We start from the raw sequence: 18078 nt of genomic DNA on the forward strand, positions 1-18078 counted from the left end.
CTCAGGCGACGCTGGCCAGAAACGCATCTTCCGCGGCGCGCACGGCATCGGGCGTGCCGACATGCATCCAGACGCCTTCCATGCGCAGGCCGAACAGGCGCTCCTGCTCGTTGGCCTTGTCGAACAGTTTGGTCAGCGAGAATTCGCCGGATGGTGCATCCTTGAACAGCGCGGGCGTGAGGATCGCGACGCCGGCATAGACGAACGGGACGACCTGGTTCTCCTTGCGGCGACGCAGCGCACCATCGGTGAGCATCGCGTAGTCGCCGGAGCCGGCATAGCCGATGCTGTTTGCGGTGGGTGCCATCAGCAGCAGGATATCCATGCGTGCGGGATCGAAGGCGTCGGCGAGGCGCGCCAGATTAGGCTGCACGCCGTCGATCCACATCGTGTCAGCATTGAGATGATAGAACGGCTCATTGCCGAGCAGCGGCAGGGCCTTCACCACAGCACCACCGGTACCCAGCACCTGATCGCGCTCGTCGGAAATGATGATCTTCGGTTTGGTGCGCGTCGCGACATGATCGATGATCTGGTCGGGCAGGTAATGCACATTGACCACCGCTTCGGTCACGCCTGCAGCAGCGAGCTTGTCGAGCACGTGATCGAGCAGCGGCTGTCCGGCGACAGGGACCAGCGGCTTCGGCAGATTGTCGGTGAGCGGTCGCATGCGCAGGCCGAGGCCGGCGGCGAGAACCATAGCTTTGTTGGGTCTTACGGGCATGGCGACGTTGGCCTTGGTAGAAGGATGGGCCTTGAAGGAAGGATGGCCCTGATGGAATCGTTCTCGAATTTTTGAGCTGAAATAATGGTAGCATGGCGGCGTGCCGCATGCATGAACCTATCGAGCCATAATGGGCCGAGATGACGCAGGTGCGACAATTGCACCCGCCTGCACAGTCATGTTTCGGCGCCTTGATTCTCCGGACGTTTCGCCTTTTTCTTTTTGTCGTTGGGTTTGAGAAAATTCACGCCAATCTGATCACCATTGACCCAGCCGAGTTCGCAGCGGCGATAGGCAAGTCCGGTGGACGAAAGCAGAAGGAAGAATTCTTTCAGGTTCAGTCCTTCGACCGAACCATCGACGGTGAGCTTGGCACCAGTCTCGGAAATATCTTCCATGATGCACGAGCGACGCCAGGTACCGTCGATGCCCATCATGTGCGCAGGAAAACCGCGCTCGAAAACGACCCGATCTCCCGCACGTCGCTCCGTCATGACACGTCCCTTGTCCAGTACGCCAAGCCCGCACGTGCAGGGCTCATGCGCAGGATAGGGTGCCTGCAACTAATAAGTGGTTAAGGAAGTGTTAGAGCGTTTTCGAGCGAAGTGGAGACCGGTTCGCATCAAGAAAACGCGTTGAACTGAGTGGCTCTAGGCGCGGGGCGGTGGTACATGCGCTGCATACCACTGCTGGAACGGCGCCAGCGTCGGATGCGCCAGCGAGCGGTTGAGATAGGTCCAGATCCGCGGCTGGTGCTTGAGATAATGCGGCTTGCCGTCGCGGCGGTTCAGGCGCGCAAATGTCCCGAGCAGTCGCGTATTCCGCTGTGCCGACATGATCGCGTAGAGCTCGGCAAAGGCCGCGGCATCGAAAGCCGGATCGGCTGCGCGCCGCGCCTTGATATAGCGCGTCAGCATGGTCAGCTCCAGATGCTCGGGCACGTCGATGCGCGCGTCCTGCAGCAGCGAGACGAGATCATAAGCGGCAGGGCCGAGCACCGTGTCCTGGAAATCGATCACGCCGACCCTGTTGATGCCCTCGCGGTCATCGAGCCAGATGATGTTCGGCGAATGAAAGTCGCGCAGCACCCAGGTCCTCGGTGCCGCAGCGGGTTTCGCCAGCAGCTCGCGCCACATCGAGAAGAACTCGGTGCGTGCCTCATCGGCGAGCGGCGCGTTACGGTCCGGCAGATACCATTCCGGCATCAGGCCGATCTCGACCAGCAATGCGTCCGTGTCGAAGACGGGAATAGCGTAGTCGACATGTGGCGACAGCGGCAGCGTCTCCGGCAGCGCCTTGCCGTGCAGCATTGCGAGCATGTCGGTTGCAGCCTGGTAGCGCTCGGCGATCGGCGCGGGCGGCTCGCCTTCGATCACGGGCACCGTGCCGAAATCTTCGGTGATCAGGAATCCCGCATCGAGATCGGCGTGATGGATCGCCGGAGCGGAGATACCCTGCGCGCGCAGACCGTTCGCAATGGCGACGAACGGTTTGACGTCCTCGGCCAGATGCACTGCCGCGCTGTAGGACTTGCCGTTATAGATCGGCGCACCATCCGGCCGCTTCGGCGCATTCATCAGGATGAAGACGTCGTCACCGTGGATCAGCCGCGCATAGGAACGCGTTGAGGCGTCGCCGGCCATGCGCTGTCTGATAGCATCGAGATAGCGTGCCTCTTCGAGAAATTCACGCAGTGCCTTGAGGCGCAGAACGATGGATGCGGCCTTGCCGTGACCGGTGATCTCCGCCGCCCGCGCCACGGAACCCAGTGCCGGCCGGTGGCTGAGCGCGATATCGATACGATCCGGTGGCAGCGTGCCATCGGCGCGCTCCGGCCATTCGATCAGCGCGACCACGCCGTCCGGGAGCGGTGAGAGACCGATCTCTTCCAGCTCGCTTGCGTCGTTGATGCGATAGAGATCGGCGTGGATAAGCGGAAACGACGGCAAGTCGTAGCTCTGCGCGAGCGTGAAGGTCGGACTCGGTACTTCGAGCTCGGAATCCCCAGCGAGATAGCGGATCATCGCACGCGCCGCGGCGGTCTTGCCGGCGCCGAGATCGCCTGAGAGCGTGATGACATCGCCGGGGCCGATCAGCAGAGCGAGATCGGCCATCAGTTGCGCAGTGGCGTTCTCATTTGCGAGCGCCAGCGAAAATGTGCAGGGCTCGTTGATGACAGGTTCGCTCATTCGGCGGCGCTGCGATGCGCGGTCTGGTCGATGGGGAAATCGCAGCTGACGGTGGTGCCCTTGCCGACGGCGGAATCGACGCGGACCTTGCCGCCATGCAGTTCGACGAAGGAGCGCACCAGTGACAGGCCGAGCCCGGCGCCACGATGACGCGAGCCATTGGCGTGGCTCTCGAACCAGTCGAACACCTTGTCTTTCACCTCAGGCGGAATGCCCGGGCCGCGATCGGTGACAGTGAATGTAATGGTGTGGTCGGAACGTCGTGCGGTCAGCGTGATCGCGGCATCATGCGGCGAGAAGCCGACGGCATTGGCCAGCAGGTTATACAGCACCTGCACCACGCGGCTCTCGTCGCCGGTGAAGCTGCCGATGGCGGGATCGACATCGATCTGCAGCGCGATGCGGTCGCGCACCAGCCGGTCCTGAATGCCTTCGGCTGCTGCAGAGATGGTCTTGCGAATATCGATCGGGCCGAGATTCAGCGTCATCGCGCCGGCGTCGATGGTGGCGAGATCCAGGATGTTATTGATGATCGCCAGCAGCGCGCCGGTCGAGGTGGTGATGTAGTCGAGATATTCCGCCTGCTTCGGCATCAACGGGCCGGTCACGGGATCGCTGAGCAGATGCGCGAAGCCGATGATGGTGGTCAGCGGCGAGCGCAGCTCGTAGGACACGTGGTGGACGAAGTCGACCTTCATCTGGTCGGCGGTCTCGAGCGCCTCGTTGCGCTCGCGCAGCGCGCGCTCGACATTTTCGGCGTCGGAAATGTCCTGGAAGGTCAGCATGGTCGCGCCATCGGGCAGCGGCATGGTCATGCAGGCCAGCACGCTGCCGTCCTTGCGTTCGAGCTTGAGCGGAACCGACTTGCGATTGTCGATGCCGGTAATGGCGCTGCGGATCGCCTGCCATGTCGGGGTATCGTCGAACAACGGCCGGCACCAGGTCTCGACCATCTCGATATGCGGACGCTGTTCCAGCGATTCGTCCGACAGCTTCCACATCTTGGCGAAAGCCGGATTGAACAGTTGCGCGCGGCCGTTGCTGCCGAACACGGCGACGGCTTCGGCGAGATTGTCGAGGGTCTCGCGCTGAACGCGGATCAGGCCGTCGAAGCGCCGTGCCAGTTCGAGGCTCTCGGTCACGTCGTCGAACAGATAGGTGACGCCACCTTCGGGATTGGGCGTGGTGACGATCGAGAGCGCGCGGCCATCCGGTAGATACCAGACATCCTTATGGGCTTCGACGGCGCGATAGGCTTCGTGCAGCTTGGCTTTCCAGGCGCGGAAGTCCGGCTGCTCCGGCAGTTTTCGCGCGGCCCGGAGACGGTCCAGCACGCTGGAATCGTCGGGATTGCTGTCGAGGAAGGTGCGGTCCAGATCCCACAGCCGCCGATAGGCATCGTTGTAGAAGGTGAGGCGACGCTGGCCGTCGAATACGGCAACGCCGGAGGACAACTGGTCGAGGGTGCGGCGATGCGCTTCGGCCATACGCACGAGGGCAGCGCTGAGTGCCGCGGCCTCGCTGGCGTCGATCGCCATGCCGGCGCTGCCGCTGGCGACCTTGGCGGCGTGGACGTCGAAAATGCGGCGTTCGCCGGAGATCACGATGGGCAGGCGCGCGGCGAAAGGCTGGTTGTCGTTGAGCGCCCGCGCCAGATTGCCGCGATCGTCGCTGTCCAGCAGTTCCAGATTGCGACGGACCGCATCGCCCGTATCAGTCGCATCAGTCGCACGCGCATAGGCGGCATTGGCGAAACTCAAGCCGCCATCGGCACCCTTGGCCCAGATCGGCCATGGCGCCGCATTGGCGAAGCCGCGGAGAATCTCGGCTTCCTCGGCCAGCTCCTTGTAACGCAGCGAGACTTCGGCGAGCTCGCGGCGCAAACCGCTCAATTCGCGAATCCGGACAATGGCCTGGCCGCCGATGGCGCGGCCCATCGCCTCGATGGCGCGGCCGCTCGACGTCGTCAGATTCAGCAGGAAACCTTCGCCGGCATCGAGTAGCGCATCGACGGCGTGGTCCATCCGCAGCGCGGGTTCCGGCGGCAACCAGGTTCCGAAAGCGAGGATGCGCTGCGGCTGATGGGTCTGCGCGTCCTGCGACATCATCAGTGCGGTGTCGCCGGAGATGTCGGGGCGGTTCTCGCCCGCAGCCCAGGCGATCAGCACCTGCGGTTCGGTGAACAGCAAGGCGCGAAAGCGGTCGGCTTCGACCTGCAGCGTGTGCAGTTCGGAGCGCAACTTCGCCTCGGTCCTGGCGGAGCGAATGCGATTGTGCATCAACAGGATGGCGGAGACGACGGAGAAGCCGAGCACCGCTGTGGCTGTCGTCAGCGCTGCGATTTCCTGGCGATCGAGGTCGAGCAGGTTGGCCAGCGTCTGGGTGATGAAGGGGCCCTCAGCGGCCGACGCGGAGGAAGTGGCCAGAAGTGCAGACGCACTGATGCCGACAAGCCCGTCGCGCACCATAGAAGTGCACGACAGCAAGGTCCGACGCATCGCCGCGATCACGCCTGACATCATTCGCCCCAAACCGCACGTCTTCCCGACCAGCCCCGCCCGATCGCGAATCGTTTGACAATATCCGCTTCGGGAGTCGCCGGGTAAGAGTCCAGACCGTGAACGCAGAGTCCCCGGTTAAAAAATGCAGACGCCTTTGATTCAAATGCTGCGCGATGTGACGAAATGCGCGCTATCGGCCGGTGGATCCGAAGCCGCCGCTGCCGCGTTCGGTCTCGCCGAGTGCTGTGGCCACCACGAGTTCCGCATGCGTGACCGGCGCGATCACCATCTGCGCGATTCGCTCGCCGCGTTTGATCGTGAAATCTGCCGGGCCGTGATTGATCAGGAGTACGCCGATCTCGCCGCGGTAATCGGCGTCGATGGTGCCGGGTGAGTTCAGCACGGTGATGCCGTGCTTGGCGGCAAGGCCGGAGCGTGGGCGCACCTGTGCCTCATAGCCGGGTGGCAGTGCGATGGTCAGCGCGGTCGGCACCAGCGCATATTTGCCGCTGACGAGAATCATCGGCTGGTCCTCGGGAACCGCGGCGAGCAGGTCGAGGCCGGCAGCATGTGCGGTCTGATAGGCCGGCAGCGCGAGGCCTGCGCCATGCGGGAGCTGCTGGACGTCGACCTGTACGGGGATGGCAGCGCTCATGATTGGTCTTTCGTGGATTGCGTCGATTTATTTGATGTCACCGCGTCGGCGATTCGCGCGACCAGGGTCGTCGCGACCTGTTCCTTGCTCATCGGTGCCCACGAATCAACGGCGATATCGGTGCTGTCCGTACTGCGCGTCAGCAGATGCACGGTATTGTCGTCGCCGCCCATGATGCCAGTGGCCGGCGAGACGTCGTTGGCGACGATCCAGTCGCAGCCCTTGCGCGCGATCTTGGCTTTGGCGTTGTCGATCAGATGTTCGGTCTCGGCGGCGAAGCCAATCACCAGCGGCGGACGACGCTCGGGAAGTTTCGAGATCGTCGCGAGGATGTCGGGATTTTCGGTAAGCTGCAGCGGCGCCATTGCGGCACCGGCCGTCTTCTTCAATTTCTGCGCACCTTCGTTGACGACGCGCCAATCGGCCACGGCCGCCGCGAAGATCGCGATGTCGACCGGCAACGCGGACTGGACCGCCGCGAGCATGTCGCGCGCGGATTCGACATGCGTCATGGTCACGCCCGGTACCTCGTCGAGATCGACCGGGCCTGACACGAGAATGACCTCGGCACCTGCGGCCCGTGCCGCAGCAGCAATCGCATAGCCCTGTTTGCCGGACGAGCGATTGGCGATGTAGCGCACCGGATCGATCGGCTCATGGGTCGGACCTGCGGTGATCAGCACGCGCTTGCCGGCCAGGGGCTGCGCGCGCGGCGGACGGAGGAAGCTGTGCGCGGCAATCGCAATCTCGGTCGGCTCCGCCATGCGGCCGATGCCGGATTCGTTGCGCTCGGCCATCTCGCCGGCATTCGGCCCGATCATCCTTACGCCGTCACGCTGCAATTGCGCGACATTGCGACGTGTTGCGGCGTTATTCCACATCAGCGGATTCATCGCCGGCGCGATCAGAATGGGTTTGTCGGCGGCGAGCAGAATCGCAGAGGCCAGATCATCGGCGTGGCCGTTGGCCATCTTTGCGATCAGGTCGGCGGTCGCCGGCGCCACAACGATCAGATCGCATTCGCGCGCAAGACGAATATGCCCGGCATCGAATTCGCTCTGCGGATCGAACAGGTCGGTATAGGCGCGCTCGTTGGACAGTGCGCTGGCGGCCAGCGGGGTGACGAATTGCTGCGCGGCCCGGGTCAGTACCACGCGGACATGGATGCCGCGTTCCTTCAAGCGGCGGATCAGATCGAGCGCTTTATAGGCTGCGATTCCGCCCCCGATGATCAGCGTCACGCGGAGCTGATCGTCGATATTTTTCAAGGGCTTGGGCAGGTTTTCGGGACCTGGCGCGTCTTGCGGAAAACTCGCGTCAGGCTTGAGGCCGTCTTGCGACGCCTCGCGCAAGATGACCCGCACCTCGTCCTCGACCGATCGACCATTACGCGCCGCCCGCAGGCGCAATTCGTCGCGGATGGCATCGTCGAGTTTACGGATAGTCAGGCTGGCCATGATGATCTCACGCTCGTTATGACAGCAATGCTAGCACGAAATGCCAGCATTGCAATCAATCGCTAGCGGATCGAGAGCAGCAGTCCCAGGAATGACAGCGCGATCACCCAGACGCCAACCGTACGCCAGCGGAGCTGCTTGGCCCGCGCCCGCGCGATGGCGGCGATGGTTGCGTCGTCGAGCCTGACGCCGTCCCGGGTCATGGTCTCCAACTGTTCGAGCACCGTCAGCGCCCGCGTCGCCAGGGCCGGCAGGCTGCCGACGACCTTGCCGAGCTCGCCGGCGCCGGACAGCGCACCCTGGATTTTGCCGAGCGGTCCGAGATTGCGCTCGATCCATTCGCGGACGACGGGATCGGCGACCTTCCAGATGTCGAGCTTGGGATCGAAGCTTCGCGCGACACCTTCGACAACAACCATGGTCTTCTGCAGCAAAATCAACTCCGGCCGCGTGCGCATGTCGAACAGGCCCGTGACCTCGAGCAGCAGCGTCAGCAGCTTGGCCATCGAGATTTCTTCGGCGGTGCGATTGTGAATCGGCTCGCCGATGGCGCGGATCGCCTGCGCGAAATTCTCCACCGAGTGATGGCCCGGCACATAGCCGGCCTCGAAGTGAACTTCGGCGACGCGGCGATAGTTGCGGGTGATGAAGCCCAGCAGAATCTCCGCGAGGAAGCGGCGCTCCTTCAGCCCGAGCCGGCCCATGATGCCGAAGTCGACGGCGACGAGGCGGCCGTCAGGATCGAGGAACAGATTGCCGGGGTGCATGTCGGCATGGAAGAAGCCGTCGCGCAGCGCGTGGCGCAGGAAGCTCTGGATCACCTTGCGGCCGAGATCCGGCAGGTCGACGTTGGATTCTTCAAGGGACTTGTGATCGTTCAGCGCGATGCCGTCGATCCATTCCATGGTCAGCACGTTATGCGAGGTGCGATCCCAGTCCACCTCCGGCACGCGGAAGTCCGGATCGTTGCGGGTGTTCTCCGCCATCTCGGACAGTGCTGCGGCTTCGAGACGAAGATCCATCTCCATCGCAACCGAGCGCGACATGGTATTGATGATCTCGATCAGGCGAAGGCGACGCGCCTCGGAAAAATGCTCTTCAGCCTTATGGGCGACGTAAGCGAAATCGCCGAGGTCGCGGCGGAATTGCGCGGCGACATTCGGGCGCAGCACTTTCACGGCGTAGGTCTTGCGGACACCGTCCTTGTCGATCTCGGCGCGATGCACTTGCGCGATCGAGGCTGCGGCGACTGGCGGGCTGAAGCTCGCATAGAGCTGCGCCATCGGCCGTTCCAGCGAAGCGGCGACGACGCCTTCGGCTTCGGTCAGGGAAAACGGCGGAAGCCGGTCCTGCAGGCTTTCGAGATCGCGCGCCATGGCGATGCCGACCACGTCGGGGCGCGTCGCGAGAAACTGTCCGAGCTTGAGATAGGCAGGTCCCAGCCGCGTCAGCGCGCGCGACAGCCGTGCGCCGGATTTGGCGCCGGGCCGCTCAATGAGCCGCGCCATGCGCAGCGCGAGTTGTCCCGGCGGCGGCACCAGCGACGGATCGACGACGCCGAACACGCCTTCGCGCGCAAACACGAAGCCGGCGCGGGCCAGCCGCGCCATATGATTGAGTGCAGAGATCACAAACGCCAGCCCGAATGCAGCGCGACGATGCCGCCCGAGAGGAGTTCGTATTTCACGCGGGAGAAGCCGGCTTCCCGGATCATATCGGCAAAGATCGGCGGCTTCGGAAATTTGCGGATCGATTCGACGAGATACTGGTAGGATTCGGAATCACCGGTGACGGCCTTGCCAAGCGGCGGGATCACCTTGAACGAGAACAGGTCGTAGATCTTGTCGAGACCCGGCACATCGACGGTCGAGAATTCGAGACAGAGAAAACGGCTGCCCGGCTTCAGCACGCGATAGGCCTCGGACAGTGCGCGATCAATGCGCGGCACGTTGCGGATGCCGAAGGCGATCGTATAGGCGTCGAAACTCTTGTCGGCGAACTGGAGCTGCTCTGCATTGCCCTCGACGAAGGAGACCTGGTGTTCGAGATGCTGCTTGATGGCGCGCTCGCGGCCGACTCCCAGCATTCCCGTATTGATGTCGCAGACCGTCGCGGAAAAGCCGAGGCCCGACGCCCTGGCGGCGCGGAAGGAAATATCGCCGGTGCCCCCGGCGACGTCGAGCAGGGCGAAGGGCGCATCGGAACGCGGCGGGTTGAGCTGATTGATCATCACGTCCTTCCAGACGCGATGCATGCCGCCGGACATCAGATCGTTCATCAGGTCGTAACGCTGCGCGACGCTGTGGAACACATCGTTCACCAGCGTCTGCTTGTCGCCCACGGGGACGTCCCTGAAACCGAAATGGGTGGTTTCGCCCGGCTGATCCATCGTTCTCATCTCAAAAGCCTCATCGCGGCGGACCATAGCGCGCCTGCGGCAATGGGGCTATCACGTCCCCATCTCAAGGTGAATGACGTGAATCATGCCTGAATTGCCCGAAGTCGAGACCGTCCGCCGCGGCCTGCAGCCGGCCATGGAGGGGTCGAAGATCACCCGTCTGGATCTCAGGCGAAAAGACCTGCGGTTTCCGTTTCAGGCGGATTTTGCCGGGAGGTTGCAGGGCCGGACCATCACCAGCCTGGGCCGCCGCGCCAAATATCTGCTGGCGGATCTGGATTCCGGCGATGTGCTGCTGATGCATCTGGGCATGTCCGGCTCGTTCAGGGTGGTGTCCGATGAAGAAAATGTGATGCCGGGCGCCTTCCATCATCCGCGCAGCGACGAGCGCGCGCACGACCACGTTGTCTTTCACATGTCCTCTGGCCCGTCGGTGATCTACAACGACCCGCGCCGCTTCGGCTTCATGAAGATATTTGCGCGCAGCGAGATCGAGAACGAGCCGTTCCTGAAAGACATCGGCCCGGAGCCGCTGGGCAACGCCTTCGATGCGGCCATGCTGGCCGGCGCCACCGCAGGCAAGAAGACCAGCCTCAAGGCCGCGTTGCTCGACCAGCGTGTCGTCGCAGGCCTCGGCAACATCTATGTCTGCGAAGCGCTCTTTCGTTCGCATCTGTCGCCGCGGCGGTTGGCTGCGACACTGGCGACAAAAAAAGGCGAGCCGACCGATCATTCCAGACGACTGGTCACCGCGATCCACGAGGTGCTGAACCAGGCCATCAAGGCCGGCGGTTCGTCGCTGCGCGATCACCGCCAGACCGATGGCGAGCTCGGTTACTTCCAGCACTCGTTTCAGGTCTATGACCGGGAAGGCGAGCCGTGCCAGACCGATGGCTGCAGCGGCATCGTGAAGCGCTTCGTGCAGAACGGGCGATCGACCTTCTGGTGCCCGAAGTGTCAGAGGTGACACCGCGCCTGCTTGATTTGCTGGCACGTCATTGTTGAATATCGACCGTCACATGCCCTTCAACACATGTCCTTCAACGCGGCGGCTGCGGCCTCTGCCACCCCCGCACGCGATGTCATCAGCGGCTGAATGCGCTGCCCGAAATCTTCAACGCCCTGGACGAAGTCGTCAAAGGTGAGCAATACGCCCTCGGTCCCCGGCACGGTGGCAACCTCGTCGAGCATGCGGGCGACATTGGCGAATGAGCCGACGAAGGTCCCCATATTGATATTGACCGCTGAGGTCGGGTCGGCCATCTGGCGGATGTTGGTGTCCTTGCCGGACTTGGTGTCGACGGCGCCCTGTACGCCCAGCCAGGCGACCGCCTCGTGATCGACTCCGGCTTTGTAGTGCTCCCACTTTGCAAACGCAGCTTCGTCGGTCTCCGCTGCGATCACCATGAACAGCACATAGGTCGTGACGGTCCGGCCGGTTTCCCGTGTGGCCTCGATCAGCCGCTCAGCGGCGGGGGCGAAATCTGTCGGGGTATTGACGCCTTTGCCGAAGCAGAAATTGTAGTCGGCGTATTTTGCAGAGAAGGCCATTCCCGCGCCGCTCTGGCCGGCGCAAATGATCTTCATGTCGGCTTGAGGTCGCGGGCTGACGCGGCAGTCCTCCATCTGGAAGAACTCACCTTTGCGATCCGAGGCGCCGGTCTGCCAGAGTTCGCGGAGGATCTCGACATATTCCGAAAGATATTCGTAGCGGCGTGCGAAATATTCGTCGCCCGGCCAGAGCCCCATCTGTGAATATTCGGGGCGTTGCCAGCCGGTGATCAGATTGAGTCCGAAGCGGCCATGTGAAATCGAATCGATGGTCACTGCCATGCGTGCGGCAATCGCGGGCGGCATGACGAGCGTCGCTGCCGTCGCGAACAGTTGAATCCGCTTGGTCACCGCGGCCAGGCCGGCCATCAGGGTGAAGGATTCCAGATTGTGATCCCAGAATTCGGTTTTCCCGCCGAAACCGCGCAATTTGATCATCGAGAGCACAAAATCGAGGCCGTAATGCTCGGCCTTGAGCGTGACCTCCTTGTTGAGGTCGAAAGTCGGCATGTATTGCGGTGCATTTTCGGAGAGCAACCAGCCATTGTTTCCGATTGGAATGAATACGCCGACCTTCATCTTGCTCTCCTGCGCAACCGCGTGACGCCCCGGGGCATCGCGAACCATTCTGCTTGCGTTGAGCAAAGCAACAACCGTGCCGATATGCTCCTTTGCCTCGACCAGGGATCTCACCATGAAGGAAGAGGTTGCAGGCGATGCATTTCCGTTCATGATCTGCCGCCAACGCCGCATTGAGGACGCCCATGACTGACGCATCGTCTCCCTCCATCCGGTTCAACGATGGCGCGTCCTATGAGCGAATGATGGGCGTCTGGAGCCGCAGCGCCGGCGAGGTCTTTCTGGATTGGGTGGCGCCAAAGCCGGGTCTTGCCTGGATCGATGTCGGCTGCGGCAACGGCGCCTTCACGCAGCTGATCGCCGAGCGCCATGCGCCGTCGGTGATCGACGGCATCGATCCCTCGGAGCCTCAGCTCGCCTACGCGCGGACCCGGCCGGGTGCCGCGATGGCGGCGTTTCATCTGGGCGACGCGATGGCGCTGCCGTTTTCCGACAAATCCTTCGATGTCGCCGTGATGGCGCTGGTGATCTTCTTCGTGCCGGAGCCATCGAAGGGCGTTGCGGAGATGGTGCGCGTCGTGTCGCCCGGCGGCACGGTGGCAGCCTATGCGTGGGATATGGACGGTGGCGGCTTCCCGCTGCAGCCGATCCTCGGTGAGCTCAGCAAGATGGGTCACATGCCGTCGCTGCCGCCGAGGGTGGACGCGTCACGCCTCGACGTGATGCAGTCGCTCTGGACCTCCGCCGGCCTGGTGGAGGTCGAAACGCGTGTGATCGATGTGACCCGTGCGTTTAGCGATTTCGATGACTTCTGGTCGGCCTCGTCCGCGGGGCCATCGGTGACGGCAGCTTTGATGGTGATGACTCCGGAGCAGATCGTTCAGCTCAAATCGCGCGTGCGTGCGGGACTTGCGGAGGATGCAACGGGCCGGATCACCTGCAGTGCCCGCGCCAATGCCATCAAGGGGCGAGTGCCCGGCTGAGGCAGGGCGACTGCCAGCTACCGTGACCCAATCGCCGGGATTTTTCCGGCAATATTTCTTCAATTTGAAGGGGTACATAAGTAACGAAATAACCAAAGTGCGCGTAAACGCTCGCATGGTCGGGTTTTCTATGGTGGTGGAGATGTGCCGTAGAGGGTGAACCCGTGTCCGTTGAAAAATTCCTCAAGCAGCGCGCCGTCAATATCGTCGTCAGCGGTCAGTATACGCTGTCGAACTGGCTGGATGCCGAAGGCAAGCCGCGGAGCTTCGCCTGCCGGACCAGCCGCGTCTCGCCGTTCAGGATGATTGTCGATGTGCCCGTGGTGGGCCGCATCGGCGATCGCATCGCCCCCTATTTTGGCGACTTTGGTCAGCTCGAAGGCCGCATCAGCGACGCCATTTCCGGCAGCTTGCTGCTCGAACTCAACATGACGCCGCCGATGCGCCAGAAGCTATCGGACAAGCTGATCTGGCTGGAGAAATTCCAGCAAGACCCCATGGTGCGCGAAGAGCGCAAGCAGGCGCGCCTCATTCCCGCGAGCCCGCATTCCACGCTGGCCTTGGCCGACGGCAGCGTGAAAAGCTGCTTCGTCATCGATATGTCGGTGTCCGGCGCTGCCGTGTCAGCCGATGTGCAGCCCGAGGTCGGAACGCCGCTCGCCGTCGGCGCCTGCGTCGGCCGCGTGGTGCGCCATCTCCCGGGCGGCTTCGCAGTGAAATTCGTCGAGCAGCAGAATCGCGAACACCTCGAACGCCGGATCATCCGTGCGCCGGCAGCACCTGCGCCGCGCGCGACGCCGTTCGCGGCGCAGATGGATACGGTGTACGAGGAAGTGGATTAGAGTATCGGATAAGCCGCTGCCTATGACAGCCAGTTCTCAACCTTGAGACCGCTCACCCGTTTGAACTCCTTCGCATTCGCGGTTACCAGCGTGGCATCGACGGCGCAGGCGTGAGCCGCTATCAGCAGGTCATTCGGGCCGATGGGGATGCCCTTCTTTTCGAGGTCATGGCGAATGCGCGCGTATTCGGTGTCGGCCGGGCTCTCCAGCGGCAGGATGTCGAGTTCATTCAGCACCTGCTCTATGAGTTGCGAGAGCCGCGGCGAACTGCGTTTGGTGCATCCAAACCGTAATTCGGCAGAGGTGATGATACTGACGCAAAGCCCCTCGGCGCCGAGTTTGCGAATTCTCCCGGCCGCACGGCCCGCTGGATTTCGGATCAAATCCGAAATGATATTTGTGTCGAGCATGTAGCGTGGAGTGCTCAAAGCTCGATGTCCCTTAACGGGCGCAAGCCTGTATCGACATCCGGAAATTCTTCGGCGAAGGGTTCCATCGTATCGAGCAGTGCGAGCAGGCCGCGTTTGCGTACGGGCTCGATCACGAGCCTGTCGCCATCGCGGTGCATGACGGCTTCGTCGCCCGGTAACTCGAATTCGACGGGAATACGGACCGCCTGATTGCGGCCGTTACGGAACAGCCTGACATGACGGGAGTCGGTCATCGGCACCTCCGTGGCATATGCCTAAGCATAGGCCAAAAAAGCCCCGATTTCCAGCGAAAACTACTTTCGCACGCAGATCACACGCACCATCGCAGCCTTGGCGTCGGCCGAGGTGCCGGTCGCGCTCGCGCCATTCGCTCTCACGAAATTCCGCACCAGATCCGCGGGCACCAGAGCCGCCTGCGGCGCCGCATTCGGCGGACCGGCCACGAGCAGCGGCTTCAATTGCGCGAGTCCTGCGAATTTTCCGTCGCTGTCGATGGCGGCTGCGCCGGCAAAGCCGAGCCCCGGGGCGGGTGACAGCGCCAGTTCGCTTCCGGTGCCGACCGGTGCGGCGACTGCCTTCACACTGGTGATCGCTGCGCCGCCGCCCTGGCTTTGCGGATCGGCGATCCCGATGAGATCGAGATTGGGTTTTGCAGCACGCGTACCAAGCGACAGCGGCTTCAGCTCGCGCGCGCCATAGATACGCAGCAACGCGAGATCGTGCGCCTTGTCCTCGGCGAGTTTGTCCGCATTGCCATAACCGGCAACGACGATGGACATGCAGCCATCCACCGCCTGTCGGTCGGTGACGATGGCGCCGTCATCGCTCACCACGATGCCGCTGGCATATTCGACTTTCTTGCGGGGCGGCGGGCCCATCGCCTGCGCGCCGATGGGGAATGCGTTGAAGGCTGAGGACATCGCGATCACCACCGGCTCCATCGTGCCTTCGGTCGCCTGATCATAGAAGATCGAGAGGATGCGGACCTCGGAGTCCTTGAACTGGCCGCGGATGTAGAACTTCTTCTGGTTCTGCAGGCCGGACAGGACGAAGAAATCCGGCTTCACCACCTGATAGTCGATCTTGCGGCCGGGCTCCTTGCGCTCCGCCTCGGCGAGCTTCGCGGTGGAAGGCGCGTCCTCCTTGCGGCGCGCCAGCGTGATCTGGATCGTGCCGGTGGATGACGACCACTTGCTGCCGTTCGCGTCGGAGGCCTGCTGCGGCACCAGCTTGCCGGGAATGCCGAGCCGTGCGCCGGTCACCATGTCGGTGACCATTTTCCAGCCGACATTGTCCTGAAGCTTCTTCGCCGCGGCGCGCAGCAGATCGCGCTCCTGCGGGTTCAGCACGCCCGTTTGCTTGGCGCCGTTGTCCTTCTGGAACGTCTTGATCGCATTGACCATGCGATCCGAGACCTCGCCGGTGATGGCGCCGTTATACTGCCCGGTCCATGCCAGATCCGACTGGATCCCAAGCCGCTCGGCCTGCGCCATGGCATTGGCGGTGTCCGCGGGGGTCTGCAGCGCCGGGCGGATCGGCGTGGTCGTCACCGGCTTGGGTTTGATGCCTTGCACCGCGGGAGGCGTCGCCTGCACCTGCGCATGCGCCGCAGAGGCTGCCACGATCATCAATGTTGCTGAAAGCATCGATCTCATGACATGTCCGGTGTTGAAGCTGGTGATTGATTTCAGTGGAATTAAGCACATCTCGTGGGTCGGTGACAGCGCGGGAAGGGTTCACGACAATGCGGGACCTGATCTGTGGCCTCATCCTGAGGAGGCGCTTCTTCAGCGCCGTCTCGAAGGATGAGCTGTTCATCTCATGGTTCGAGACGCGCGCAAGAAGCGCGCTCCTCACCACGAGGGTCGGAGTTTGGAGCGACTATTGCGATGCTGAATGCCGATGAACTCGAGCGCTATGCGCGCCACATCGTGTTGCGCGAGGTCGGCGGTCCCGGCCAGGCTGCGCTGCAGCGCGCGAAAGTGCTGGTGATCGGCGCCGGCGGGCTGGGTGCACCGGCGCTGATGTATCTGGCCGCGGCGGGCATCGGCACACTCGGCGTGATCGATGACGACACGGTATCGCTGTCCAATCTGCAGCGGCAGATCATCCATGCGACGCCGGATATCGGCGCGCTGAAAACCGAGAGCGCGGCCGCAAAGATCCATGCGCTCAACCCGCATGTGAAATTTGTCGGCCATGCTGTCAGGCTCAATGCCGCGAATGCGATGGCGCTGTTGTCGGGCTACGATCTCGTGCTCGACGGTTCCGACAATTTCGTCACGCGCTATCTGATGTCAGACGCGTGCTATCTCGCGAAGAAACCCCTGATCTCTGCGGCGCTCGGCACCTTCGATGCGTCGCTGACCACGATCCGGGCTCATGAGACCAATGCAGCGGGCGTGTTGAATCCGACCTATCGCTGCCTGTTCCCGGAAGCGCCGCCGCCGGGCACGGTGCCGAGCTGCCAGGAAGCCGGCGTCATGGGCGCGCTGGCCGGCATGGTCGGTTCGATGATGGCGCTGGAAGCGATCCGCGAGATCGTCGGCTTCGGCGAGGGGCTGGTCGGACGCCTGCTGATGATCGACGCCCGCAACATGCGCTTTGAAACGCTGCGTTACGGGCGCGACCCGGCGAATCCGCTGAACGGGGATGCGCCGAGCATCAGGGATTTGAGCGCGTATCTGTGATCTTCAGGCCCGCTTCTTCTCGCTGTCCAGATGCGCCAGATGCTCCTCCGGATAGCGGCCGCCGGCTGCCGCATCGGCCGGGATCGCCTCCGCCAGCGCCTTGAGATGCGCGGGCGTGAGTTTCACATCCAGCGATCCCAGCGCTTCAGTGAGTCGATCGCGCCGCCTGGCGCCGACCAGGGGCAGGATGTCCTGGCCTTGCGCGGCAACCCAGGCGATGGCGACCTGCGCGACCGAGGCACCGATCTCGCTGGCGATAACGCGGATCTTTTCAACCAAAGCCAGATTCTGATCGATATTTGCAGCGCTGAAGCGTGGGCTGTGGCTGCGATAGTCCTTTGCGTTCATGCCGTTCTTGGTGAAGTGGCCGCCGATGAGACCGCGCGCCAGCACGCCGTAAGCCGTGATGCCGATGCCGAGCTCCCGGCAGGTCGGCAGGATGTCGTCCTCGATGCCGCGCGAGATCAGCGAATATTCGATCTGCAGGTCGGCGATCGGGTGCACTTTATGGGCGCGGCGGATGGTCTCGGAGCCGACTTCGGACAGGCCGATATGTTTGACGTAACCGGCCTTGATCAGGTCCGCGATGGCGCCGACGGTGTCCTCGATGGGCACATTGGGGTCGAGCCGGGCCGGGCGATAGATGTCGATGGCCTCGACGCCGAGCCGCACCAGCGAATAGGCCACGAAATTCTTCACGGCTATCGGGCGGTTGTCGAAACCCATGAAGGCACCGGCGGGATGGCGCATGCCGCCAAATTTGACCGAAAGCTGCAGGTTGTCGCGGCTGCGGCCGCGCAGGGCTTCGGCGATCAGGAGTTCGTTGTGGCCCATGGCGTAGAAGTCGCCGGTATCGATGAGGGTGACGCCGGCCTCCAATGCGGCGTGGATGGTGGCAATGCTCTCGCCGCGGTCGGCGGGGCCGTAGACATCCGACATACCCATGCAGCCGAGGCCGAGGGCGCCTACTTTGGGGCCGGTCTTTCCGAGTTGAAGATGGTTCATGGTGGTGCTCCCAGAAAGCGGCAGGTCCGATCCATACCGATCCTTGCCGCTGCTGCCGGATATGAGCCCGCGC

At 63.0% G+C, this 18078-nt stretch carries 17 protein-coding genes; 4 read left to right on the forward strand and 13 right to left on the reverse strand.

Annotation, left to right across the window (positions count from 1 at the left end):
- Position 1 precedes the first annotated feature (1 nt).
- The 8 genes from ACEK02_RS21180 to ubiE form a co-directional block, all read right to left on the reverse strand.
- The gene (locus ACEK02_RS21180) at positions 2 to 724 is read right to left on the reverse strand and encodes a nucleotidyltransferase family protein (protein WP_371423520.1); all 723 of its coding nucleotides are present in this window, start codon (positions 722 to 724) and stop codon (positions 2 to 4) included.
- Between the two features lie 176 nt (positions 725 to 900).
- On the reverse strand, positions 901 to 1218 hold the full coding sequence (locus ACEK02_RS21185) for a PilZ domain-containing protein (RefSeq protein ID WP_371423521.1): 318 nt from the start codon (positions 1216 to 1218) through the stop codon (positions 901 to 903).
- A gap of 156 nt (positions 1219 to 1374) precedes the next feature.
- Positions 1375 to 2898: a tRNA (adenosine(37)-N6)-threonylcarbamoyltransferase complex ATPase subunit type 1 TsaE gene (gene tsaE / locus ACEK02_RS21190; protein WP_371423613.1), complete on the reverse strand. Its 1524-nt coding sequence runs from the start codon at positions 2896 to 2898 to the stop codon at positions 1375 to 1377.
- Between the two features lie 11 nt (positions 2899 to 2909).
- On the reverse strand, positions 2910 to 5432 hold the full coding sequence (locus ACEK02_RS21195) for an ATP-binding protein (protein ID WP_371423522.1): 2523 nt from the start codon (positions 5430 to 5432) through the stop codon (positions 2910 to 2912).
- A 172-nt stretch (positions 5433 to 5604) separates the two neighbouring features.
- On the reverse strand, positions 5605 to 6069 hold the full coding sequence (gene dut / locus ACEK02_RS21200; protein ID WP_371423523.1) for a dUTP diphosphatase: 465 nt from the start codon (positions 6067 to 6069) through the stop codon (positions 5605 to 5607).
- Positions 6066 to 7526 (reverse strand): bifunctional phosphopantothenoylcysteine decarboxylase/phosphopantothenate--cysteine ligase CoaBC, encoded by a 1461-nt coding sequence (coaBC, locus tag ACEK02_RS21205; protein WP_371423524.1) that lies wholly within the window; start codon positions 7524 to 7526, stop codon positions 6066 to 6068. The genes dut and coaBC overlap by 4 nt, the downstream gene beginning before the upstream one ends.
- A 62-nt stretch (positions 7527 to 7588) precedes the next feature.
- Positions 7589 to 9157: a 2-polyprenylphenol 6-hydroxylase gene (ubiB, locus tag ACEK02_RS21210; protein ID WP_371423525.1), complete on the reverse strand. Its 1569-nt coding sequence runs from the start codon at positions 9155 to 9157 to the stop codon at positions 7589 to 7591.
- On the reverse strand, positions 9154 to 9915 hold the full coding sequence (ubiE, locus tag ACEK02_RS21215) for a bifunctional demethylmenaquinone methyltransferase/2-methoxy-6-polyprenyl-1,4-benzoquinol methylase UbiE (RefSeq protein WP_371423614.1): 762 nt from the start codon (positions 9913 to 9915) through the stop codon (positions 9154 to 9156). The genes ubiB and ubiE overlap by 4 nt, the downstream gene beginning before the upstream one ends.
- 94 nt (positions 9916 to 10009) lie before the next feature.
- Here ubiE and mutM point away from each other — a divergent pair, with 94 nt between their 5' ends.
- Entirely contained in the window at positions 10010 to 10891 is an 882-nt protein-coding gene (gene mutM / locus ACEK02_RS21220; RefSeq protein ID WP_371423526.1) for a bifunctional DNA-formamidopyrimidine glycosylase/DNA-(apurinic or apyrimidinic site) lyase, read from the forward strand.
- A gap of 59 nt (positions 10892 to 10950) precedes the next feature.
- Here the strand turns inward: mutM and rutA are convergent, their stop codons facing one another.
- Entirely contained in the window at positions 10951 to 12054 is a 1104-nt protein-coding gene (gene rutA / locus ACEK02_RS21225; RefSeq protein ID WP_371423527.1) for a pyrimidine utilization protein A, read from the reverse strand.
- A 185-nt stretch (positions 12055 to 12239) separates the two neighbouring features.
- On the opposite strand from rutA, the gene ACEK02_RS21230 reads away from it, so the two are divergent.
- Positions 12240 to 13037 carry a class I SAM-dependent methyltransferase gene (locus ACEK02_RS21230; protein ID WP_371423528.1) on the forward strand — a complete coding sequence of 266 codons (798 nt, stop codon included), beginning with the start codon at positions 12240 to 12242 and terminating at the stop codon, positions 13035 to 13037.
- 164 nt (positions 13038 to 13201) lie between these two features.
- Complete coding sequence (locus ACEK02_RS21235; RefSeq protein ID WP_371423529.1) at positions 13202 to 13879, forward strand: PilZ domain-containing protein; 678 nt, start codon at positions 13202 to 13204, stop codon at positions 13877 to 13879.
- A gap of 20 nt (positions 13880 to 13899) precedes the next feature.
- On the opposite strand, the gene ACEK02_RS21240 is transcribed toward ACEK02_RS21235, so the two are convergent.
- The 3 genes from ACEK02_RS21240 to ACEK02_RS21250 are packed head-to-tail and all read right to left on the reverse strand — an operon-like array spanning position 13900 to position 15965.
- Positions 13900 to 14289: a type II toxin-antitoxin system VapC family toxin gene (locus tag ACEK02_RS21240; protein WP_371423615.1), complete on the reverse strand. Its 390-nt coding sequence runs from the start codon at positions 14287 to 14289 to the stop codon at positions 13900 to 13902.
- Positions 14290 to 14303: 14 nt separating this feature from the next.
- Positions 14304 to 14543: an antitoxin gene (locus ACEK02_RS21245; protein WP_371423530.1), complete on the reverse strand. Its 240-nt coding sequence runs from the start codon at positions 14541 to 14543 to the stop codon at positions 14304 to 14306.
- Between the two features lie 60 nt (positions 14544 to 14603).
- Positions 14604 to 15965 (reverse strand): serine protease, encoded by a 1362-nt coding sequence (locus ACEK02_RS21250; RefSeq protein WP_371423531.1) that lies wholly within the window; start codon positions 15963 to 15965, stop codon positions 14604 to 14606.
- A gap of 234 nt (positions 15966 to 16199) precedes the next feature.
- Here ACEK02_RS21250 and ACEK02_RS21255 point away from each other — a divergent pair, with 234 nt between their 5' ends.
- Positions 16200 to 17000: a ThiF family adenylyltransferase gene (locus ACEK02_RS21255; RefSeq protein ID WP_371423532.1), complete on the forward strand. Its 801-nt coding sequence runs from the start codon at positions 16200 to 16202 to the stop codon at positions 16998 to 17000.
- Between the two features lie 3 nt (positions 17001 to 17003).
- On the opposite strand, the gene ACEK02_RS21260 is transcribed toward ACEK02_RS21255, so the two are convergent.
- On the reverse strand, positions 17004 to 18005 hold the full coding sequence (locus tag ACEK02_RS21260; protein WP_371423533.1) for an aldo/keto reductase: 1002 nt from the start codon (positions 18003 to 18005) through the stop codon (positions 17004 to 17006).
- Between the last annotated feature and the right edge of the window lie 73 nt (positions 18006 to 18078).

The sequence above is a fragment of the Tardiphaga sp. genome (genome assembly GCF_041424195.1).
GTDB lineage: Bacteria > Pseudomonadota > Alphaproteobacteria > Rhizobiales > Xanthobacteraceae > Tardiphaga.